This is a genomic window from Sodalis ligni, from assembly GCF_016865525.2.
In the GTDB taxonomy this organism is placed as follows: domain Bacteria; phylum Pseudomonadota; class Gammaproteobacteria; order Enterobacterales; family Enterobacteriaceae; genus Acerihabitans; species Acerihabitans ligni.
In genome coordinates this window covers 3,297,387-3,319,825 of record NZ_CP075169.1, presented here as the reverse complement: position 1 = coordinate 3,319,825, position 22,439 = coordinate 3,297,387, and the positions used below count along the sequence as shown (strand labels likewise).

Below are 22,439 nucleotides of genomic sequence, written 5' to 3'. Positions count from 1 at the left end.
TATCATGTAGAGTGTGGGCCTTCATGACTCTGGGGATGCCGATGGGTACAAACCGGCAATGGATTTATCAATATCATAGGCTAATATTGATAAATTTATTATATTTATCAGTAGGTTAATCTCATGTCGTTAGTGAAAAACAGACCGGCTAGAAAGAGGTTGATTTTTGACGGTACTGCCGCAATATAAAATCAGAGGTATGCCCAGCCAGGGTCTGGCGCACAAAAGCTTCTTTCAGAGAAGAAATCATTCAGGTAAAGGTAAAATGGGTAAAGCTCTCGTTATCGTTGAATCCCCGGCGAAAGCCAAAACGATTAATAAATATTTAGGTAATGACTACGTGGTCAAGTCCAGCGTCGGTCACATCCGCGATTTGCCCACCAGTGGTTCAGCCAGTAAGAAAAGCGCAGACACAACTAAAAAGAAAAAAGAAAAAAGCGATGCGCAAAGCGCGCTGGTTAATCGCATGGGAATCGACCCTTATCACGGCTGGAAGGCCCATTACGAGATATTGCCCGGCAAAGAAAAAGTGGTTACCGAGCTGAAAGCGCTGGCGGAAAATGCCGACCATATTTATCTCGCGACCGACCTTGACCGCGAGGGGGAAGCCATTGCCTGGCACCTGCGGGAAGTGATTGGCGGCGATGATAAACGGTTCAGCCGGGTGGTGTTCAACGAGATCACCCGTAATGCCATTACCCAAGCGTTTAAACAGCCCGGCGAATTAAATATCGATCGGGTGAATGCCCAACAGGCACGCCGGTTTATGGACCGTGTAGTGGGTTACATGGTGTCGCCGCTGCTGTGGAAAAAGCTGGCCCGAGGGCTGTCCGCCGGCCGCGTGCAGTCGGTGGCCGTCCGGCTGGTGGTGGAACGCGAGCGGGAAATAAAGGCCTTTGTACCGGAAGAGTACTGGGAACTGCACGCCGATCTTAAGGTGTCCGCCAAAGCGCAACTGCAGATGCAGGTCACCCATGAAGGGGACAAGCCCTTCAAACCGGTGAACCAGGAGCAAACCCAGTCCGCGGTCAAACAGCTGGAAAACGCCACCTATATCATCGCCGATCGCGAGGATAAACCCACCAGTAGCAAAGCCGGGGCGCCTTTTACAACCTCTCCCCTGCAACAGGCCGCCAGTACCCGCCTGGGCTATGGGGTGAAAAAAACCATGATGCTGGCCCAGCGTCTGTATGAGGCCGGGCATATCACCTATATGCGTACCGACTCCACCAATCTGAGCCAGGATGCGCTGACGATGGCCCGGGACTACATCGGCGCCCAGTTTGGCGCCAAGTATCTGCCCAAACAGGCCAATGAATATGCCAGCAAGGAAAATTCGCAGGAAGCCCATGAAGCCATTCGTCCCTCGGACGTCGGCAACCAGGCCGAACAGCTCAGTGATATGGAGCCGGACGCGCAAAAGCTCTACCAACTGATCTGGCGTCAGTTTGTTGCCTGCCAGATGATGCCTGCGCTGTATGATTCCACCACCCTGACGGTAAAAGCCGGTGATTTTTCCCTGCGCGCCAAAGGGCGTATCCTGCGGTTCGACGGCTGGACCAAAGTCATGCCGGCGCTGCGCAAGGGCGATGAAGACCGCACCCTGCCCGCCGTGAAAGTGGGGCAAGAGCTCGCCCTGGAAAAATTGCTGCCCAGCCAGCATTTTACCAAGCCGCCCGCCCGTTACAGCGAAGCCTCGCTGGTAAAGGAATTGGAAAAACGCGGTATCGGCCGGCCTTCCACTTATGTGTCCATCATCTCCACCATTCAGGATCGCGGTTACGTCCAGGTGGAAAACCGACGCTTTTACGCGGAAAAAATGGGCGAAATCGTCACCGACCGGCTGGAAGAGAATTTCCGCGAGCTGATGAACTATGATTTCACCGCCCGCATGGAAGACAAGCTCGATCAGGTGGCCAACAACAAGGAAGAGTGGAAAGCGGTGCTGGATTCGTTTTTCACCGAGTTCACCCATCAGCTGGAAATCGCCGAAAAAGACCCGGAAGAGGGGGGCATGCGTCTCAACCAGATGGTGATGACCAGCATCGATTGCCCCACCTGCGGACGTAAAATGGGCATCCGTACCGCCAGCACCGGCGTATTCCTCGGCTGCTCAGGTTATGCCCTGCCGCCGAAAGAACGGTGTAAAACCACCATCAACCTGATCCCCGAAGCCGAGACCCTGAACATACTCGAAGGGGATGACGCTGAAACCAATGCGCTGCGCGCCCGCCGACGTTGCCCGAAATGCGGCATGGCCATGGACAGTTATCTTATCGATAACAATCGCAAAATCCACGTCTGCGGCAACAACCCTCTGTGCGACGGATATGAAATAGAGCAGGGGGAATTTCGCATCAAGGGCTATGACGGCCCGGTGGTGGAATGCGAAAAATGCGGTTCCGAAATGCATTTGAAGCTGGGCCGTTTCGGCAAATACATGGCCTGTACCAACGACGAGTGCAAGAACACCCGCAAAATCCTTCGTAACGGCGACGTCGCGCCGCCGAAAGAGGATCCGGTGCCACTGCCGGAACTGCCCTGCGAAAAATCAGACGCCTATTTTGTCCTTCGCGACGGTGCCGCGGGAGTGTTCCTGGCCGCCAATACCTTCCCGAAATCACGGGAAACCCGCGCGCCGCTGGTGGAAGAACTGGCCCGTTTCAAGGATCGTTTACCGGAAAAACTCCGTTATTTGGCCGACGCGCCGGTGAAGGACGATGAAGGGAATAAAACCATGGTTCGTTTCAGCCGCAAGACCAAACAGCAATATGTCTCGTCGGAAAAAGACGGCAAGGCCACCGGCTGGAGCGCGTTTTACATCGACGGCAAATGGCAGGTCAGCAAAAAATAAGCGGGCATGGTTTTACCGCTCGCCGGAGCGCCCCACGGCACAGTCGGCCCGCTATCACTGAAGCTTGCATGAGCCGTATTAAAGGGATCATCTCGCCCTGCCGCCTACCACAACCAACCTCCGGGTTGGTTTTTTTATGCTTTATAAATAAGTTATATATAGCGATTTTTTATGATTAAATAGTATTATTGCAAAATATTACTTTTGCCCCCGATGCTGACAAAAGCCGGCTGCCTCATGGTGACAGCGACTCCAAACGGTACTTTTGCACCGGATTCTTGCACCTGTTATGCCAGGATGACAAATATGAAATTGCAGCAGCTTCGATATATTGTTGAAGTGGTAAATCATAATCTGAATGTTTCTTCCACTGCCGAGGGGCTTTATACCTCGCAGCCCGGCATCAGCAAACAGGTGCGAATGCTGGAAGATGAACTGGGGGTGCAGATTTTTGCCCGCAGCGGCAAACATCTGACCCAGGTGACCCCCGCGGGGCAAGAGATCATCCGCATTGCCCGCGAAGTCCTGTCGAAAGTCGACGCCATAAAAGCCGTTGCCGGCGAACATACCTACCCCGATAAAGGCTCGCTGTATGTAGCCACTACCCACACCCAGGCCCGCTACGCTCTGCCTGAAGTCATCAAAGGCTTTATCGAACGCTATCCGCGGGTTTCCCTGCATATGCATCAGGGCTCCCCGACTCAAATCGCCGAGGCGGTATCCAAAGGCGTGGCGGACTTCGCCATCGCCACCGAGGCGCTGCATCTCTATGAAGATCTGGTGATGCTGCCCTGTTATCACTGGAACCGGGCTATCGTGGTACTTCCCAATCATCCGTTGGCCAATAAGGCCAACATCACCATTGATGAGCTGGCGGCCTATCCGCTGGTGACCTATACCTTTGGTTTCACCGGCCGTTCCGAACTGGATACCGCCTTCAACCGCGCCGGGCTTACGCCGCGCATCGTCTTTACCGCCACCGACGCCGATGTGATCAAAACCTATGTCCGCATGGGGCTGGGCGTTGGGGTAATTGCCAATATGGCGGTAAGCGAAGAAGCCGATCCGGACCTGGTTAAAATCAATGCTGATGCAATGTTTGCCCTGAGCACCACCAAAATCGGCTTTCGGCGCAGCACTTTTTTGCGCAGCTATATGTACGACTTCATCCAGCGCTTTGCGCCTCATCTAACCCGCGACGTGGTGGATACGGCCATTGCCCTGCGCTCCAATGAGGAAATAGAGGCCATGTTCAAAGATATCAAACTGCCGGTTAAATAAGCCATAACGCCTTTTCCGGCCAGGGTGACCGCATCACTTGTTATGAAAACGTTACATTAATCTTGTAAAATGATGACAGATCGCCTCAAACCCAATGGGGTTATGACTATAATGAAATAAAAGTCTGGAGGAGTTATGTCGTCAACAATTCGAGAAACCAGTAAGGAACGCCTGGCGGTCGGGGATAAAACCTACCGCTATTTCAGCCTGCCCCACGCTGCGCGGACGCTGGGTAATCTTGACGCGCTGCCCAAATCCATGAAAGTGCTGCTGGAAAACCTGCTGCGCAACGAAGACGGTGACATTGTCACCGAAGAGCATCTGAGAGCGGTGGCCGGCTGGCTGGAAAACGCCCATGCCGAGGGTGAAATCGCCTATCGCCCGGCCCGGGTGCTGATGCAGGATTTCACCGGCGTGCCGGCGGTTGTGGATCTGGCCGCCATGCGAGAGGCGGTAAAGCGCCTGGGCGGCGATGTAAACAAGGTCAATCCCCTGTCGCCGGTTGACCTGGTTATCGACCATTCCGTCACCGTCGACAGCTATGGTAACGACGGGGCCTATGAAGAAAACAATCATCTGGAGATGGAAAGGAACCTCGAGCGCTACAAATTCCTGCGCTGGGGCAGCAGGCATTCAGCCGGTTCCGGGTCGTGCCGCCGGGAAACGGTATCTGCCATCAGGTCAATCTCGAATACCTTGCGCAAACCGTTTGGCACGAGCAGCAGGATGGTGAAGAAGTAGCCTATCCCGACACGCTGGTGGGCACCGATTCCCATACCACCATGGTCAACGGCCTCGGCGTGCTGGGCTGGGGCGTGGGCGGTATCGAAGCGGAAGCGGCCATGCTTGGCCAGCCGGTATCCATGCTGATTCCGGACGTGGTGGGTTTTAAGCTTATCGGCAAGCTGAATGAGGGCATCACCGCCACCGATCTGGTGCTGACCGTAACGCAAATGCTGCGTAAACACGGCGTGGTGGGTAAATTCGTGGAATTTTATGGCGATGGGCTGGACGTGCTGCCCCTGGCGGATCGCGCCACCATCGGCAATATGGCGCCGGAATACGGCGCCACCTGCGGCTTTTTCCCGGTAGATGCCATCAGCCTGGATTATCTGCGCCTGACCGGCCGCAGCGAAGAGCAGATAGCGCTGGTGGAAGCCTATAGCAAAGCACAGGGCCTCTGGCGCAATGCTGGGGATGAACCGCGCTTCACCAGTACGCTGGTATTGGATATGGGAACGGTAGTGGCAAGCCTGGCGGGGCCGAAACGGCCGCAGGACCGGGTGCCGTTGCCGGGTGTGGCGGCGGCGTTCCGCGCCAGCGATGAGCTGGATTTCACCAAGCGTACCCATCATCCGGATTTCCAGGACGTGGAGCTGGAGGGGGAATCCTTCCAACTGCATCAAGGGGCGGTGGTGATTGCCGCCATTACCTCCTGCACCAATACCTCCAATGCCAATATCCTGATGGCCGCCGGCCTGCTGGCCCGCAACGCGGTGCAAAAGGGGCTGAAGACCAAGCCTTGGGTGAAAACCTCGTTGGCCCCCGGATCCAAAGTGGTGACCGATTATCTGGCGGCGGCGGGATTGACGCCTTATCTGAATCAGCTCGGTTTTAACCTGGTGGGTTACGGTTGCACCACCTGCATCGGTAACTCCGGCCCGCTTAAGGAACCCATCGAGGCGGCCATCAAGTCCGGGGATTTGACCGTGGGAGCGGTGCTGTCCGGCAACCGTAACTTTGAAGGGCGTATCCATCCGCTGGTGAAAACCAACTGGCTGGCGTCGCCGCCGCTGGTGGTGGCCTATGCCCTGGCCGGTAATATGCTGGTGAATCTGAGTACCGATCCGCTGGGTACCGACGCCGGCGGGCAGCCGGTGTATCTCAAGGACATCTGGCCGAGTTCGGCGGAAATCGCCGATTCGGTGAGCCTGGTGAACAGCGCCATGTTCCATAAGGAATACAGCGCTATTTTCAACGGCAATCGGGACTGGCAGGAGATCGAGGTCAACCGCACCCCCACTTACCACTGGCAGGAAGACTCCACCTATATCCGCCTGACGCCGTTCTTTGACGCTATGCAGCACCAGCCCGAACCGGTGGAAAATATCCGCGGCGCCCGTATTCTGGCGTTGCTCGGCGATTCGGTAACCACCGACCATATCTCCCCGGCGGGCAATATCAAAGCGGACAGCCCGGCGGGACATTATCTGCGGGAAAACGGCGTGGAAGCGGGAAATTTCAATTCCTACGGATCCCGGCGCGGCAACTACGAAGTGATGGCGCGCGGCACCTTTGCCAATATCCGGATCCGGAACGAAATGGTGCCGGGTGTGGAAGGGGGGATAACCCGTCACTATCCGTCCGGCGATGAGATGCCGATTTACGATGCTGCCATGCGCTACCAACGGGAACAGGTGCCGCTGGCGGTTATTGCCGGTAAAGAGTACGGTTCCGGCTCCAGCCGGGATTGGGCCGCGAAGGGCCCGCGGCTGCTGGGCATCCGGGTAGTGATTGCCGAAACCTTCGAACGTATTCACCGTTCGAATTTGATTGGCATGGGGATTCTGCCGCTGGAATTCCCGGCCGGCGTGACCCGGCAATCGCTGCGGCTGAAGGGGGATGAGCGTATCAGCATCGGCGGCCTGGGCGAGCTGGCTCCCGGCCAGACGGTGGCGGTGACCATCGACTATGCCGATGGCCGCAGCGAGCAGGTGATGACCCGCTGCCGTATCGATACCGGCAATGAGCTTACCTATTACCAGCATGACGGCATTTTGAACTACGTGATCCGCAAGATGCTGTAATGTTTCTGGCATTTCCCTCCGCATGCCGGAGGGAACTTTTAACGTTCTGTCTCCGTTCGGACATAGGGCGCAGGAGAGGTCCGCGACTCGGGTGTTGAGGATACTTACATTCGTTCATTGCCGACGTGCCACCACCAGGCCAGTGAAGGAATCAAGTCAAAGTCCCTGGCTGTCTCTGTCGGGGTGCGTTTAAATCCCTCCTCGATATAATATCTTTGACTTTCATCGTTATCGGTAAAAATATAGCGTGGGGACTTTTGAGTAAAATAAAGTCCGCCACCGGCGTAATCAATCAACGCATCCAGGTAGCAACCGATCACGGGATCGTTGCTGGATAATTTAACTTCTTCGTATAATTCGATAAATCGTTTGACTATCTTTTCATACATTTGAATGTAAATTTTCAGCGCATCCTGCCGGTTGCAGCCATAAGCATTCCCTACAATTTCAATCAAGTCATGATGGTCGTTGGATCGCACTATTTCTTTGTGGCATGAATAAATTTCACTTCCCCAATTGACAATCATATTGGACATTTCAGCAAGGGCGCGAATACGCCGATTGGCGAGATCGTGTAAAGATATGGGTATTTGACGAACAATGGGTATCAGCGCAATGTATGGAAAACCGCCGCCGCTCTGCAGACGGATATGCGCACCTTCGCTTAAACCGGGTTTCAATCCCTTAGCGATATTTTGGGCTTTATACACCTCTATAAATAACCAATTTTTCAGTGCATCTACCCATTGATAAACCAATTCGCCGGGAGCACATTGTTCCAGTCTTAGTCTGGTATCACGTAACGCGAGTATGTAGTTATCATAGGTATCGTCTGTGAATTCATATCCTTCAATTGCTCTATGCATTTTGGCTATGGCAGTTATCAATCCTCTGGGTCACCTCTAAGGGGACCCTCATCGCAATAGTAATCATCAAAAGCAAACACGAACATAGACCAATCTCCGGCAATTTGATGTAGCTCGGCAGGTCCGGATGGATATAATAAACCGGTTAAACCGCCGCCACATCGCGCAAGACTAAGTCGTTCTCGTTGTTCCTTACCGTCATAGAGGTGAAAACGAACCATAAATTCCACCGAACTTACATTGAATTCTTCGATTTGCTCATGGGCTTTAATGGCAAAGGGCCAATATAGAGGGGAATGATTTCTGTTTTCATGAACCTTCTCCGTATAAAGTATTTCGGAATAAAACAGCGCAAAAAGATGAAATACGCCGATGAAACATGAGAAATGAGCCCCGCTCTTCTCAAGGGATTGTGTGTGCCGAAACAGGTGAAAAGCTCGCCTTGTCGGCTTTCAGCATGGACTAAAACGCTCGGGTGGCAATGACGCTATAAGTGGATACTTTGTTTTCATCAGGGCAACGGACCAGTTTTCAGCCAATACCCTTAATTCCTCCAGTGCGCCGCCTGCATTCGCGGGGAAATTACGCTCGATATTGGCTTTGGAATCCATCAGCCAATGAGCGACATCGATGTTGGACGGTAAAACGCGCAGATCTTTTACGGAAAAACCACTGTCTTTAAGCACCTGGCAGAAATAGGCCGGGGTTTTACGGTGCCGGCAGGCGAGACGATCGATTATATCGGGGGTATCGGACTCATAATCCCCCGGATCGATATTGTAGAGATTATCTGAAATGATGACCCGGCCACCCGGACTGACGCGCTTGAACAAGGCACGCATTGCCTGTTCGTATAGGTCATTGGGAAAATGGGAAATCACGCCGCGGATAATCACCAGGTCGTAAGTCTCCTGCGGATCAGGCAAACAATCCACATCCTGAGCGTTGCAGAGATAGAGATTTATACGATCGGAAAGCCCCTGTTTGCTATAAAAGGCAGCGCAATGGCGCAGTTGCTGTTCGCTGACATTGATCCCGTCCAACCGTGCGCACTCGGGGAAATGTTGCGCCAGGTATTTCAGGATGTAACCCCAGCCGCAGCCGATATCCAAAATACGCCGAATGGCGGGGCGTTCAATGCGTTCTTCCAAGCCGGCCAGCAATAGCTGACGCTCGAAATAACGTATACCGGATTCATCCAGCGAGATCGGCGGCTTCGAGGCGGGATCGTCATAAACGCCAAACTGGAATAGTAATAAATCACCGATCGCCTTGCGCCAATGCTCCGGATCTTCACAATAGGTTTGAACCACTTTTCTTCATAACTATTGACAGTCTTTCCCCGGATAACTTGATATGGCGTCGTCGGGTTAAACTGGATATCGGTAAACTTGAGGTTATTTGAATCGTTCATTATCTTCTCCTGGGCACCTGGACCAACGAGGTGTCATGAAGGACGCTGTTAACAAGAGAGATCGCCGGAGCATCCTGTTTTGCCAGTAGGTCCAGGATATTGCCAGCATATAATTATTTCGAAACTCATGGGCTAATTCTAATGGGCTTACCCATATGTAAGCGGCAACTCATTATGATGTGGATGCCCACAACAGCTATCAGTCCATAAACCCGTTGAATAATATTTCCCAAGCGCTGTTGCAACAACAACTCGCCGTCACGGTTGAATATCAAGATTGATAAGGCACGATGCAATAATCCTTGCTGGTGAACGACCGTCTTAGTGTTAAATCCGATAATGATTCTTGTATTAACACTAAAGGTTTTACAATACAATAGCAATTGCTATTTTTAGCTCTTCATAACGATTGAAAATAAAAGGGATTAGTAAATCCTGAAAAATCATGAATGGCAATATTTAGCATCGATGCCAATGGGAAATCCCCGAAAACAGGGATTCCCCATTGTGGCTGACGTCAGACAATCAGGCCGCAGTACGGCAAGTCATAATGAAGGATTACTAATCCAGCAAATGGCCCATTTTGGTCGCTTTGGTATTGAGATAGCGTTCATTCTTCGGATTGCGGCCGACGATCAGCGGGACGCGTTCGATGATATGAATGCCCGCCTCGGTGAGAATCTCCACCTTCTGCGGATTATTGGTGAGCAGACGGATGGAGTCCACGCCCAGCAGCTTGAACATATCGGCGCATAGGGTGAAATCCCGCTCATCTGCGGCAAACCCCAGCTGATGATTGGCTTCCACCGTATCGGCCCCTTTATCCTGCAGCGCGTAGGCGCGGATTTTATTCAGCAACCCGATATTCCGGCCTTCCTGGCGGTGATACAGTAAAATCCCCCGGCCTTCCTCGGCGATATGCGTTAAGGCGGCTTCGAGCTGGAATCCACAGTCGCATCGCAGGCTAAACAGGGCATCACCGGTCAGGCACTCCGAGTGCACCCGCGCCAGCACCGGCTCCACGCCGGTAATATCACCGAACACCAGCGCCAGATGGTCGTGTCCTGTGGCTATCTCTTCAAAACCCACCATCAGAAAGTCGCCCCAGGGTGTCGGCAGTTTGGCCTCTGCCACACGTTTAAGCTGCATTTTACTCTCCAAAACCGAAATACTGACGCGCATCCTACTTATTATCTTGCTGTTTGACCAGCGTGGCGCAAAGTGATACGCGAAAATCCGTTAATAAGGTATTTTGCCACAAGTTCATTAAAATCTGACGATTGATCATGCTTATTATTGGCAAAATAGTCATTTGATTGTCACAATTCCCTACAACGACGGGCAGTTTATAAGCCTCCCCTTCGGTCTTGGGATTCTATTCTTCTCGGCAAAGCTTTTCAGCGGAAAGACACATGTTTGATATTGCGAAACGCACCGGTTTTGGCGCGATAGTACTTATGGTAATCCCTATTTTAGCCTGGGTCAGTGGCTGGCAGTGGCATCCGGATAATGAAGTGTGGTGGTGGCGGGTATTGTTTTGGACGACCCAAACCGTGACGTCTCCCTGGGGCTTTATCACCAGCATCGTCCTGTTTGCCTGGTTCTTATGGTGTTTGCGGTTTCGCTTGGGGCCTGCGCTGGTTTTGGCCTGCATTCTCGGCGTCGCGCTGCTGGCGGGCCAGGGTATCAAGTCGGCTATCAAGGACCGGGTGCGGGAGCCTAGGCCCTACGTGATATGGCTGGAGCAGACCCACGATATGGACGGCCGGGATTTTTATTCCCTGCCGGGCAAGGCCCGGTCGATGCTGGTGAAAAAAGAGCTGCAGAACGAACAGGAAATTCCCCGCTGGCTGCGTAAACATTGGCAGCATGAAACCGGCTTCGCTTTTCCCTCCGGCCACACGGTGTTTGCCGCCAGCTGGGCCTTACTGGCCTGGGGGCTGCTGTGGCCTCGGCGGCATTATAAATCGGTGATAGTGATTATGGTCTGGTCGGTGGCGGTGTTGAGCAGCCGCATGGTGCTGGGTATGCACTGGCCGCGGGATGTGCTGATGGGCATCCTGCTGAGCTGGCTGGTGATCGCATCGGCCTGCTGGCTGGTGCAGCGCTGGATTGGGCCTTTGGTGCCCAAACCCGATGAAGCCCGGGATATCAAATCCCGTATGTAGCCCCCATGGAATACTGCCTGCCGCGCAAGGATGCGCGCCGCGGCCCTGCTCAAAATGTCACCCTCTCGCCATCCTCCGGAATGTAACGATAATGTTGCTTTTGTGATATCTATCGCTATTCCTAAAATTCGCCATGGACAATCATCATTAGAATTGCCACACTCCATATGAATATAAAATCAAAAGTGAATATATATTCATAACGGAGAACAACAATGAACACCTACCTACTCAAACCTTGTCTTGCCGCCGTTTTGCTGTCGTTGTCTATGGCGTCTTTTGCCGCCGATAAAGGCTTAATCGCCATCATTACCCCGTCCCATGACAATCCGTTCTTTAAAGCGGAAGCGGATGCCGCCACCGCTAAAGCCACCCAATTGGGCTATACCACGCTGGTGGCGTCCCATGACGACGACGTCAGTAAACAAAACCAGCTGATTGAAACCGCTATTGCGCGCAAAGCGAAAGCGATAGTGCTGGATAACGCCGGCGCCGATGCCACCATCGGGCCGTTGAAGAAGGCCAAAGCCGCCGGCATCCCGGCGTTTCTTATCGATCGCGAAATCAATGCCACCGGCGTGGCGGTGGCGCAGATTGTGTCCAATAACTACCAGGGCGCGCAGCTGGGGGCGGAAAAGTTTGTCAAACTGATGAACGGTAAAGGGAATTATGTGGAACTGCTGGGCCAGGAGTCCGATACCAACGCCCATGTGCGCTCACAGGGCTATCACGATGTGATTGACGACTATACCGGCCTGAAGATGGTGGCCCAGCAAACCGCCAACTGGAGCCAGACCGAAGCCTTCTCCCGCATGGAATCCATGCTGCAGGCCCATCCGGATATCACCGGCGTGATTTCCGGCAACGATACCATGGCCCTGGGAGCGGAAGCCGCGCTGAAGGCCGCCGGGCGTAAAGACATTATCGTGGTGGGCTTTGACGGCAGCGACTATGTGCGGGATTCCATCCTGGCCAAAGGCAATATCAAGGCCACGGTGCTGCAGCCGGGCTGGCGTGAAGCGGAAATGGCGGTGGAACAGGCGGATGCCTACCTGAAAACCGGTAAAGCCCAGAAAGAAGAAAAGCAACTGATGGATTGCGTATTGATTGATGAAACCAATGCCAAAAACCTGAAAAATTTCGGCGTTCAGCCTTAATTGACGTACGAAGGGGTCGTGAGGCCCCTTCAAAACAGGAGAGGGTATGCAACTCAGCGTATTACGCATATTGGGCAAACAGGCCACATTGGGCAATCCGGGCACAGGCAAAAAACTGGCCACCTGGGCTTTGGCCCTGCTACTGCTGTCCGCCTGCGACGTGGTCAAGCTGGGCAGCGACGGTAAGCCGATTATTCCGGCGGATCCCACGGCGGGTCCGGACTATTCCAACCAGACGCCGCAGCAGATAGCCCAGGAATTCTGGGGACCGAAAATACTGCCCGCCGCCCGCGGCCAGGCGCTGGATTGGCCGGCGCTGAAGCAGGCGCAGGAAAAATTGGCCGGTACCGATACCAAAAGCGTCTACAGTAAATTTTCCGCCAAGGTCAGCGCGGTGGATGCCGACGGTATGGAACGCAAACTGACCCTGAACGTCAACGGCGATACCGTGCTGTTGCAACTGGGGCCCGTGATAAAGGGCAACGCGGTGCGCGATGCCGCCGGGTTTATCCATTTTGAGGATTTTAAAAACCAGGTGCAGTACGCCCAGGTGGCCAGGGCGTTGAATAAACAGGCGCTGGGCGGCCTGCCGGCCCTTGATGCGAGCTGGGTCGGACAGCCGGTGGACGTGCTGGCGGCGTTTACCCTGAGCCATGGCGGTATCGATGACGGCGTGGCGCTGGATATCAAGCGGGGGGCGAGTCAATGAGCGATAAACCTGAAGTGGTTCTGCGCGCTAAAGGCATCACCATGATGTATCCGGGCACCCTGGCGTTGGACAACGTAAATTACAACGTCTATCGCGGCAAAGTGAATGTGATCATCGGCGAGAACGGCGCCGGTAAATCCACCCTGATGAACGTGCTGGCGGGCGTGCAACAGCCCACCGCCGGCGAAATCCTGCTCAATGGCGAGCGGGTGAGCTTTGGCAATACCCGCGAGGCGGCGGCGAAAGGCATCGGCATGGTGCATCAGGAACTGAACCTGTCGGAAAACCTCAATGTGGCGGAAAACATCTTCCTCGGCCGCGAACAGCAAACCGGCCTGTGGCCCATTAACCAGGCTGAACAGGAGCGGGTGGCCGCCGAACTGATGGCCCGGTTGGATCAGCCCATCTCTCCCCGTGAGCTGGTGTCCAATCTCAAGGTCGGCCAGCAGCAAATGATAGAGATAGCCAAGGCGCTGGCGGAGCGGGCGGATATCCTGATCCTTGACGAGCCCACCTCGGCCCTCAGTAAAAACGAAGTGGACGTGCTGTTTCGGGTAATTCGGGAGCTGACCCGCCAGGGCGTATCCATTATCTATATCTCCCATCGCCTGGAGGAGCTGATGGCCATCGGCGATTACATCACGATTCTGCGCGACGGACGCTTTCAGGCCGAAGCGGTGGTGGGGGAAATCGACGTGCCCTGGATCGTGCGGGAGATGCTTGGCGGTGACCCTGTCACCACCTTTCTCAAGCCAGGGCGTCAATTCGGCCTGCCGGTATTGCAGGCGGACCATATTACCTGCGTCAACGATGCCGGTCATCCGGTGGTGAACGATGTGACCTTTACCGTGCGCGCCGGCGAAATCGTCGGCATCTACGGTCTAATGGGGGCCGGTCGTACCGAACTGTTCGAGTGTCTGCTGGGCACCGAAAAAAATTACCTGGGCAAAATCTGGCTGGGGGATTTGCCCATCTCCACCGGCATGTCCACCGCCAACCGCATCAGGCTCGGCATGACCCTGGTGCCGGAGGATCGTAAAAAATCAGGCATTTTCCCCGCCTCCTCGGTGGCGGTGAATCTGACCATCTCCAGCCTGTGGCGGCGGCTGCAAAACGGGATCAGCATCATGCGCCGGGATGAAGAGCAGGTGGTGGCGTCCACCATCGGCAACCTGTCCATCAAGGTCTCTTCGCCGGACGTGGAAATCCAGGCCCTGAGCGGCGGCAATCAGCAAAAGGTGGTGATTGGCCGTTCGCTGCTCACCGATCCGAAGCTGCTGCTGCTGGACGAACCCACCCGCGGGATTGACGTGGGCGCCAAGGCGGATGTGTTTGAAATGATGGTGGCCCTGTCGGAACAGGGGATCGGCATTCTGTTTTCCACCTCGGATTTGAAAGAAATCATGGCGGTCTCCGACCGTATTCTGGTGATGTCGAACGGGAAATTGACGGCGAACGTGGAGCGTCAGTCGGCCCAGGAATCGGCATTGGTCACGGCGAGTGCAAAAGGATTCTGATATGAAAGCAATCAATACCGCCGCGTTAGCGCCTCTTACGGCCAGCCGGTCATTCCGGTCGCGGGAAAATATACTGCTGCTCCTGCTCAAGCTTCGCACCTTTATCGCGCTGTTTTTGATTTTAGGCTTTTTCACCTTTACCGTGTCCGGTTTCCTGGCCACGGAAAGCATTCTTATCATGTTAAAGCATATTTCCATCAATGCTTTTTTGGCGCTGGGCATCACCTTTGTCATCATCACCGCCGGCATCGATCTGTCCATCGGCGCCACCCTTGGCCTGTGCGGCATGTTCGCCGGCTGGATGATCACCCACGGCATAGTGCTGCCGATGTTCGGCATCGCCATCTTCCCCAGCGTCTGGGTCATCGTGCCGGCGGTACTGGTGCTCGGCGGCCTGATCGGCGCCGTTAACGGCTGGATCATCACCCGCTATAATGTGGCGCCTTTTATCTGCACCCTGGGCACCATGTATATCGTGCGCGGCGCGGCGATGCTGCTGTCCAACGGCGAAACCTTCCCCGGTCTGGACGGCAACCCGCGGCTTGGCAATACCGGTTTTGATTTCATCGGCTCCGGTTCGCTGCTGGGGGTGCCTTACTGTATCTGGCTGATGTTCGTGCTGGCCTTGATCATTGCCTATATTGCGCGCCGCCTGCCGTTTGGCCGCCATGTTTACGCCATCGGCGATAACGAACGGGCGGCGGAGCTGTCCGGTATCAAGGTGAAGCAGGTCAAAATCTGGGTTTATACCATTTCCGGCCTGTGCGCCGCGGTGGCGGGCATTGTGGTGACCTCGCAGCTGGTGGCCAGCCATCCGGCCACCGGCACCTCATTTGAAATGAACGCCATCGCGGCGGTGGTATTAGGGGGCACGTCGCTGGCCGGCGGGCGGGGGACCATTGTCGGCACCCTTATCGGCGCCTTTGTTATCGGCATCCTGGCGGACGGACTGGTAATGATGGGGGTCAGTGAATTCTGGCAGATGGTCATCAAAGGGATGGTGATTATCGTGGCGGTCATTATCGATCAAATGCAGAACCGGATGCAGCACAAGGCGGCCATCGTCTCGCAAAAGATCGTCAAAGAAGAGGCCGCCACCGAGTAACCCCGTTCCGGTGCCGTTCATGATGATGCCGTAGAGCTGGGGAGGCAGTGATAGGACGGCGAGACGAGGGGGATTTGCCCGAAGGGATGGGGTCGGCGGATGGTTTTTTTACACCGCGTATGAATAAATATTCCCATATGGATAAAAATTCATAAGGGCAATAAATTGATAATCAAGAGGTAATATGATGAATCCTTATTCATTGTCCATCGATGATCTGGTGACCAAGGCGCGGCATATCCGCCGCCGCATAGTGCAAATGAATGCCGGCAGTCCGGCGGGGGGCCATACCGGCGCCGATCTCTCCGAGGTGGAAATCCTCACCGCGCTCTATTTCCGCGTACTGAACTGCGCGCCGGACCGGCTCGATGATCCCAAGCGGGATATCTATATCCAATCGAAAGGCCACGGCGTCGGCGGCTATTACTGCACGCTGGCGGAGGCGGGCTATTTCCCTCTCGACTGGCTGCCTACGTACCAACATGCCAATTCACATCTACCGGGCCATCCGGTACGCCACAAGACCCCCGGCATCGAATTGAATACCGGCGCGCTGGGTCACGGGCTGCCGGTGGCGGTGGGTATCGCGCTGGCGGCGAAACGGGATAACAGTCCGCGCCGGGTCTTCGCGCTCACCGGCGACGGCGAACTGGCGGAGGGCAGCAATTGGGAAGCCGCGCTGGTATCCGCCCATTACGGCCTCGATAACCTGGTAATCATCAACGATAAGAACAAGCTCCAACTGGCGGGATCCACGCGCTCTATTATGAATACCGATCCCCTGGCGGATAAATGGCGGGCGTTCGGCCTGAATGTCACCGAGTGCGCCGGTAACGATATGCAATCGGTGGTGGACACGCTGGAAAACTTGCCGTCCAACGGCAAGCCGAACGTGGTGATCGCCAACACGGAAAAGGGCGCCGGTATCTCCTTTACCCAGGGGCGGGCCGAATGGCATCACCGGGTATTTAAAGGCGATGAAATCACCCTGGCATTGGAGGAACTCAAAGATGAGTAATGCAGAACATTTAGCCAGCGTTATGGTGGAACAGCTGATCAAAGCGGTGGATAACGGTCTGGATGTGGTGCCGGTCTTGGCCGACTCCACCTCCACCGCCAAAATAGGCCCGTTCATCGCCCGTTTTCCCGATCGCATCGTGAACGTGGGCATTGCGGAACAAACCATGGTGGGTACGGCGGTGGGCCTGTCCATCGGCGGCAAAATCGCCGTCACCTGCAATGCGGCGCCGTTTTTGATCTCCCGCGCCAACGAGCAGGTAAAAGTGGACGTTTGCTACAACAATTGCAATGTGAAACTGTTTGGCCTGAACGCCGGCGCCAGTTACGGGCCCCTGGCCAGCACCCATCACAGTATTGACGATATCGCCATCATGCGCGGTTTCGGCAATATCCAGATTTTTGCGCCGTCGTCGCCGGAAGAGTGCCGCCAAATCATCGATTATGCCCTCGCCTATGTCGGGCCGGTGTATATCCGGCTCGATGGCAAGGCATTGCCCGCCCTGCATGATGAGACCTACCGCTTTAAACCCGGTCAAATCGATGTGATGCGCCATGGCGAAGACGTGGCCCTGGTGGCGATGGGATCAACGGTACATGAAGCGGTGGATGCCGCCCGGATCCTGGCCGAGCAGGGCGTTTCTGCCGCGGTCATCAACATATCGTCCATTCGTCCGTGCGATACTCGTCAGCTACTCTCATTGTTAACCCAGAGCAAACATGTGATTAGCATTGAAGAGCATAACATTAACGGCGGCGTGGGCAGCCTGGTGGCGGAAGTGCTGGCGGAAGCGGGCTGTGCGATTCCCCTGGTGCGGCTGGGTATCGGCGACGGCGAGTACGCCATTGCGGCGGACCGCGCCGCCACCCGCGCCCACCACGGTTTCGATGCCCAGGGCGTGGTAAATACCGCGCTGCGCGTTTGCCGGGGGAACTGACTATGTCCACGCCCATTATTCTGGCGATTGACGAAGGTACCACCAATGCCAAGGCCATTGCTGTGGATGCCGAAGGCCGGGTTCTGTCAAAAGCGGCGGTACCGTTGGCCCTGGTTCATCCGCAGCCGGGCTGGGCGGAGCAGGATCCCGAGGCGGTCTGGCAAGGGGTTTGCCAGGCTATCGCCGGATGCCTGTCCGCCCTCGGCGACGTTCGGGTGGCGGCGGTGGCCATCAGCAACCAGCGGGAGTCGGTATTGGTATGGGATCGCGCCGGTGGACGGCCGCTGACGCCCATCGTCAGCTGGCAGTGCCGCCGATCCGAGGATTTCTGCCGCCAACTCCATGAGGACGGCCGTGGGGAGTTGATTTCTCATCTTACCGGGCTGCCCATCGATCCGTTATTCCCCGCAGCGAAAATCCGTGGCCTGTTGGCGGCGCTACCGGACGGTTTTGCCCGCGCCGGCCGGGGAGAGCTGTGCGTGGGTACCCTTGATTGCTGGCTTAACTGGCAGCTCACCGGCGGACGAGCCTTTGTAACCGACTACGCCAATGCCGCCCGCACCCAATTGTTTAATATCCGTGAAGGCCGCTGGGACGACGCGCTGCTGCAGCTGTTTTCCGTGCCCGCCGCCTGCTTGCCACAGGTGCGGCCCTCGGCGGCGGTACAGGGCTATACCCTGGCCGGCCGGGTGCCGGGACTGGCGGGAGAGATTCCCGTGGCGTCGTTAATCGGCGATTCCCACGCGGCGTTATACGGCCAGGGCGGCAATCAGGCCGGCGATGTGAAAGCCACCTACGGCACCGGCTCATCCCTGATGATGGCGCTGGAGAACATCGGTGCGCCGGCAACGGGCTTGAGCACCACCGTGGCCTGGCATGACGGCCGGCTGTGCTACGCGCTGGAAGGCAATATTACCCATACCGGCTCCGGGCTGGCCTGGGTGGCGCGCCTGCTGGGCATATCCTCGCTGACGGAACTCTCCGCCATGGCGTTGAGCCAGGCAGGTAATCAAGGCGTCTATTTTGTCCCGGCCTTGTCCGGGCTGGGGGCGCCTTACTGGGACAGCCGGGCGCGCGGATTGATCTGCGGGTTGACCGACGCCGCCACGCCCGCGGTGCTGGCGCGCGCCGGTCTTGAGTCCATCGCCTACCAGATTGCCGATGTGTTTTTTGCCATGGAGCGCGCCGCGGGACGGCCGTTGCCGGCGCTGCGGGTGGACGGCGGCGCCACGCAGAATGCCTGGCTGATGCAGTTTCAGGCCGATTTGCTGCAGCGGCGACTGATTCGCAATCTCAATGCCGAAGTGTCGGCCCTGGGCGCCGCTTATCTGGCGGGCAAAACCCTGGGCTGGTGGACCAACGAGGATATCGCGGTCTTGCCGAGGGAAGTGGAGTATATCGAACCCCGGGCCGAGACTGCGGAGATGCAAGACAATTATAAAAATTGGCAAACGGCCGTAGCACGGGCCCGTTATCAAGTAGAACAACCCTACCGGGAGTGAAGTAATGTCGAGAAAAATTCTACAACAATTAACCTTCGGCGTGATCGTCGGCAATCGGGGCTTTTTCCCCAGCTATCTGGTCACCGAGGCGCGGCGCGATGCGGCGCAGGTGTTTGAGCAATTGGGCATCAAGACGGTTATCCTGGATGAAAACCAGAGCAAGCTGGGCGGAGTTGAAACCTGGCAGGACGCCAAAGCCTGCGCTGAATTATTTCACCGCCACCGCGACGAGATTAACGGCGTGGTGATACTGCTGCCTAATTTCGGCGATGAAAAAGCGGTGGCGGACGCCGTTCGCCTGTCGGGATTAACCGTGCCGGTGTTGGTGCAGGCGGAGCAGGACAGCCTGGATAAAATGGGGCTGGCGACCCGGCGCGACAGTTTCTGCGGCAAAATTTCCCTGTGTAATAATCTGCGCCAGTGCGGTATCCCCTTTACGCTCACCAGCCGCCATGTCTGCACGGTGGCCGGCGAGCACTTTGCCCGTGATTTGCAGCGGTTCACCCAGCTTTGCCGGCTGGTACACGCCATGAAAGGCGTGCGCATCGGCGCTATCGGCGCCCGGCCCGCCGCCTTTAATACGGTGCGTTACAGCGAAAAGCTGCTGGAGCGTATGGGCGTGTCGGTGGAGACGCTGGATTTATCGGAGATTTTTACCCGGGTCGGCCGGTTGAGCGACAATGATTTGCGGGTGGATGAAAAGCTGGCGCTGCTGAAGGATAACGCCGATACCGCCGCCATCCCGGCCCAGAAGCTGCATACCATGGCGAAACTGTTTGTGGTGATTAGCGAATGGGTGCTGGCTAACGATATTGATACGACCGCTATTCAGTGCTGGACCTCGCTGCAGGAAAATCTGGGTATTAATGTCTGTTCTATCATGAGCGTGATGTCCGGTCAGCTGATGCCCAGCGCCTGCGAGGTGGATGTGATGGGCGCGCTGTCCATGTATGCGCTGGCCAGCTGTTCGCTGTCGCCGGCGTCCATCGCCGACTGGAATAACAATTTCGGCGATGAGCAGGATAAATGCGTGTTGTTCCATTGCGGTAATTTCCCCGCTGAAAGCCTGGAAAGTCCGGTGATGGGTACGGCGGATATTATCGGTACTACGGTGGGGTGCGAGAATACCTGCGGCGCGGTGCACGGCCGGATGAAGGCCGGTCCGCTTACGTATTTCCGGCTGTCGTCGGACGATTTTACCGGCAAGGTGCGGGCCTATGTGGGCGAGGGGACGGTGGTGGACGACCCGCTGGATACCGTGGGCTGCCGCGCGGTGGTGCAGATCCCCGCCATGGAGCCGCTGCTGCGGTATATTTGCGAGCAGGGCTTTGAGCATCATGTGGCTATGAACCATTCCGCTACCGCGGCGGTGCTGCATGAGGCGTTTACCAAATATTTGGGGATTGAGTGTTATTGGCATGCCAAGGCGTAATGTACGATCGGCTGGCACGGTCTCTCTTTAACATTTTCGCTGCGCGATCGGTGATAGCGGGCCTACCGCGCTGTGGGGCGCTCCGGCGGGCGGTAAAACCACGCCCGCTTCGACCCCATCAGCCCGGTCTCCCTTTAACATGCTCGCTGCACGATCGGTGGGTGCGGGCCTACCGCGCTGTGGGGCGCTCCGGCGGGCGGTAAAACCACGCCCGCTTCGACCCCATCAGCCCGGTCTCCCTTTAACATGCTCGCTGCACGATCGGTGGGTGCGGGCCTACCGCGCTGTGGGGCGCTCCGGCGGGCGGTAAAACCACGCCCGCTTCGACCCCATCAGCTCGGTCTCCCTTTAACATGCTCGCTGCACGTGCGGTGTCATCGGGCCTACCGCACCATAGGGCGCTCTGGCGGGCGGGAAAACCACGCCCGCTTCGACCCCATCAGCACGGTCTCCCTTTAACATGTTCGCTGCACGATCGGTGGGTGCGGGCCTACCGCGCTGTGAGATGCTAGGGGAGCGAGATGAGCTTTTCACCCACCAGCCGGTCGGTGATCAGCACATCGATATAGCGGCCTTCCAGGGCGCCCTTGATGGCCGCGACTTTTTCATGTCCCCCCGCCAGGGCCACTACCCGTTCGCATTCACGCACCTGGGGCAGCGGCATGCCGATCACCGGGTCTTCTTCGTCCGCCAGCACCGCTTCGCCTTTGCTGTTGAAATAATGCAGGCAGATATCCCCCACGGCGCCGCGCTGCGCCAGCAGCCTGAGCATTTTTTCGTGGTAATAGTTGCCGGAATTCATCAGCAACTGCGAAGGCTCCAGCGCGCCGATACCTACCAGCGCGACGTCCACTTCGCTGAATTTGGCCACTACATCGGCCACCTCGCTGCTGTTGATAAGCCGTAGCCGATCCTCAACCGAGCGTTCGATGCTTTGCGCCGGCAGCAGATAGGCCGGGCAGTTCAGCTGGTCCGCCAGCAGTTGGGTCAATAGGGTGGCCTGGACATTGCCGTTGGGACCCACGCCCCCGAGGAGCTGGATGACGCCGCTGGCCTTGACCGCCAGCGGATGCAGATTATCCACCATTTCCCGCAGGGTGCTGCTCCAGGAGGAAATACCCACCAGATCGTTCGGGCGGATGCTGGTCTGCATATAATGGGCGGCGGCGGAACCGATGGCCTGTTTGATCTGCTGAGGTTCGGCATCATCCGGCACATCCACCACAATGGCCTGGTCGATGCCGTAACGCCGCTGGATGGCCGACTCCAGCCCCATAAACATATTGGGCGGCTGTACCACGCTGATTTTAACCACCCCTTCTTTGATGCAACGGGTGATGGCCCGGGAAACGAAAGATTGTGACAAATGCAACGCGGCGGCGATATCCGCTTGTTTTTGATTTTCGGTATAATAAAGCGTGGCGATTTTGACCAATAATCGCTGTTCGTCTTGCTTAGACATGCGGCGTCCCCAGACTCGCCATACGGTGGCATCATTTTTATGCATAACTGAATAAATAACAAGAGACAAGGGGCTGCAGGGCGGCGATGACCGTTTCATGGGGGGGCGGGAAAACGCGGTGATTTTAACCATCGGCCCCGGATTCAACCCGGTGGGCAGCAGATAATGCAGTTAAGTTGTCTGCGGGATTTCCTTCGTAACGCGGGAAAT

Annotated in this window: 15 protein-coding genes and 2 pseudogenes; 12 read left to right on the top strand and 5 right to left on the bottom strand. The window is 56.1% G+C overall.

Features of this window, described 5'->3' with window-relative positions; translation table 11 throughout:
- Positions 1-265: 265 nt before the first annotated feature.
- From topA to acnA, 3 genes and pseudogenes are all read left to right on the top strand, one after another.
- Positions 266-2,854 (top strand): type I DNA topoisomerase, encoded by a 2,589-nt coding sequence (gene topA / locus GTU79_RS15400; protein ID WP_214513108.1) that lies wholly within the window; start codon positions 266-268, stop codon positions 2,852-2,854.
- Between the two features lie 306 nt (positions 2,855-3,160).
- Positions 3,161-4,135: an HTH-type transcriptional regulator CysB gene (gene cysB, locus GTU79_RS15395; RefSeq protein WP_132921418.1), complete on the top strand. Its 975-nt coding sequence runs from the start codon at positions 3,161-3,163 to the stop codon at positions 4,133-4,135.
- Positions 4,136-4,270: 135 nt separating this feature from the next.
- Positions 4,271-6,942 (top strand): annotated as a pseudogene (acnA, locus tag GTU79_RS15390) (aconitate hydratase AcnA).
- A 104-nt stretch (positions 6,943-7,046) separates the two neighbouring features.
- Here the strand turns inward: acnA and GTU79_RS15385 are convergent.
- The 4 genes and pseudogenes from GTU79_RS15385 to ribA all read right to left on the bottom strand — a co-directional run bounded on the left by GTU79_RS15385 (position 7,047) and on the right by ribA (position 10,371).
- Positions 7,047-7,829, bottom strand: a complete 783-nt coding sequence (locus tag GTU79_RS15385; protein ID WP_214513107.1) for a terpene synthase family protein — start codon at positions 7,827-7,829, stop codon at positions 7,047-7,049.
- Between the two features lie 431 nt (positions 7,830-8,260).
- Positions 8,261-9,121 carry an SAM-dependent methyltransferase gene (locus tag GTU79_RS15380; protein WP_253073301.1) on the bottom strand — a complete coding sequence of 287 codons (861 nt, stop codon included), beginning with the start codon at positions 9,119-9,121 and terminating at the stop codon, positions 8,261-8,263.
- Positions 9,122-9,381: 260 nt separating this feature from the next.
- Positions 9,382-9,599: pseudogene (locus GTU79_RS30425) on the bottom strand (NUDIX domain-containing protein); the annotation flags it as partial.
- 184 nt (positions 9,600-9,783) lie between these two features.
- The gene (gene ribA, locus GTU79_RS15375) at positions 9,784-10,371 is read right to left on the bottom strand and encodes a GTP cyclohydrolase II (RefSeq protein WP_203521298.1); all 588 of its coding nucleotides are present in this window, start codon (positions 10,369-10,371) and stop codon (positions 9,784-9,786) included.
- A gap of 263 nt (positions 10,372-10,634) precedes the next feature.
- Between ribA and pgpB the strand changes: the two genes are divergently transcribed.
- The 9 genes from pgpB (at position 10,635) to GTU79_RS15330 (ending at position 20,767) form a co-directional block, all read left to right on the top strand.
- Complete coding sequence (pgpB, locus tag GTU79_RS15370) at positions 10,635-11,390, top strand: phosphatidylglycerophosphatase B (RefSeq protein ID WP_203521299.1); 756 nt, start codon at positions 10,635-10,637, stop codon at positions 11,388-11,390.
- Between the two features lie 215 nt (positions 11,391-11,605).
- On the top strand, positions 11,606-12,547 hold the full coding sequence (locus GTU79_RS15365) for a D-ribose ABC transporter substrate-binding protein (protein WP_132921423.1): 942 nt from the start codon (positions 11,606-11,608) through the stop codon (positions 12,545-12,547).
- A gap of 46 nt (positions 12,548-12,593) precedes the next feature.
- Positions 12,594-13,256: a DUF2291 family protein gene (locus GTU79_RS15360; RefSeq protein WP_203521300.1), complete on the top strand. Its 663-nt coding sequence runs from the start codon at positions 12,594-12,596 to the stop codon at positions 13,254-13,256.
- The gene (locus GTU79_RS15355; RefSeq protein WP_203521301.1) at positions 13,253-14,773 is read left to right on the top strand and encodes a sugar ABC transporter ATP-binding protein; all 1,521 of its coding nucleotides are present in this window, start codon (positions 13,253-13,255) and stop codon (positions 14,771-14,773) included. The genes GTU79_RS15360 and GTU79_RS15355 overlap by 4 nt, the downstream gene beginning before the upstream one ends.
- 1 nt (position 14,774) lies before the next feature.
- On the top strand, positions 14,775-15,878 hold the full coding sequence (locus tag GTU79_RS15350; RefSeq protein WP_132921426.1) for an ABC transporter permease: 1,104 nt from the start codon (positions 14,775-14,777) through the stop codon (positions 15,876-15,878).
- A gap of 187 nt (positions 15,879-16,065) precedes the next feature.
- Entirely contained in the window at positions 16,066-16,896 is an 831-nt protein-coding gene (locus tag GTU79_RS15345; protein ID WP_203523054.1) for a transketolase, read from the top strand.
- Complete coding sequence (locus tag GTU79_RS15340) at positions 16,889-17,833, top strand: transketolase family protein (protein ID WP_203521302.1); 945 nt, start codon at positions 16,889-16,891, stop codon at positions 17,831-17,833. The genes GTU79_RS15345 and GTU79_RS15340 overlap by 8 nt, the downstream gene beginning before the upstream one ends.
- Before the next feature lie 2 nt (positions 17,834-17,835).
- A complete protein-coding gene (locus tag GTU79_RS15335; RefSeq protein WP_203521303.1) occupies positions 17,836-19,335 on the top strand; it encodes an FGGY family carbohydrate kinase in 1,500 nt (499 codons plus the stop codon).
- A gap of 4 nt (positions 19,336-19,339) precedes the next feature.
- Entirely contained in the window at positions 19,340-20,767 is a 1,428-nt protein-coding gene (locus GTU79_RS15330) for an L-fucose/L-arabinose isomerase family protein (protein WP_203521304.1), read from the top strand.
- 508 nt (positions 20,768-21,275) lie between these two features.
- On the opposite strand, the gene GTU79_RS15325 is transcribed toward GTU79_RS15330, so the two are convergent.
- Positions 21,276-22,229 (bottom strand): sugar-binding transcriptional regulator, encoded by a 954-nt coding sequence (locus tag GTU79_RS15325; protein ID WP_203521305.1) that lies wholly within the window; start codon positions 22,227-22,229, stop codon positions 21,276-21,278.
- Between the last annotated feature and the right edge of the window lie 210 nt (positions 22,230-22,439).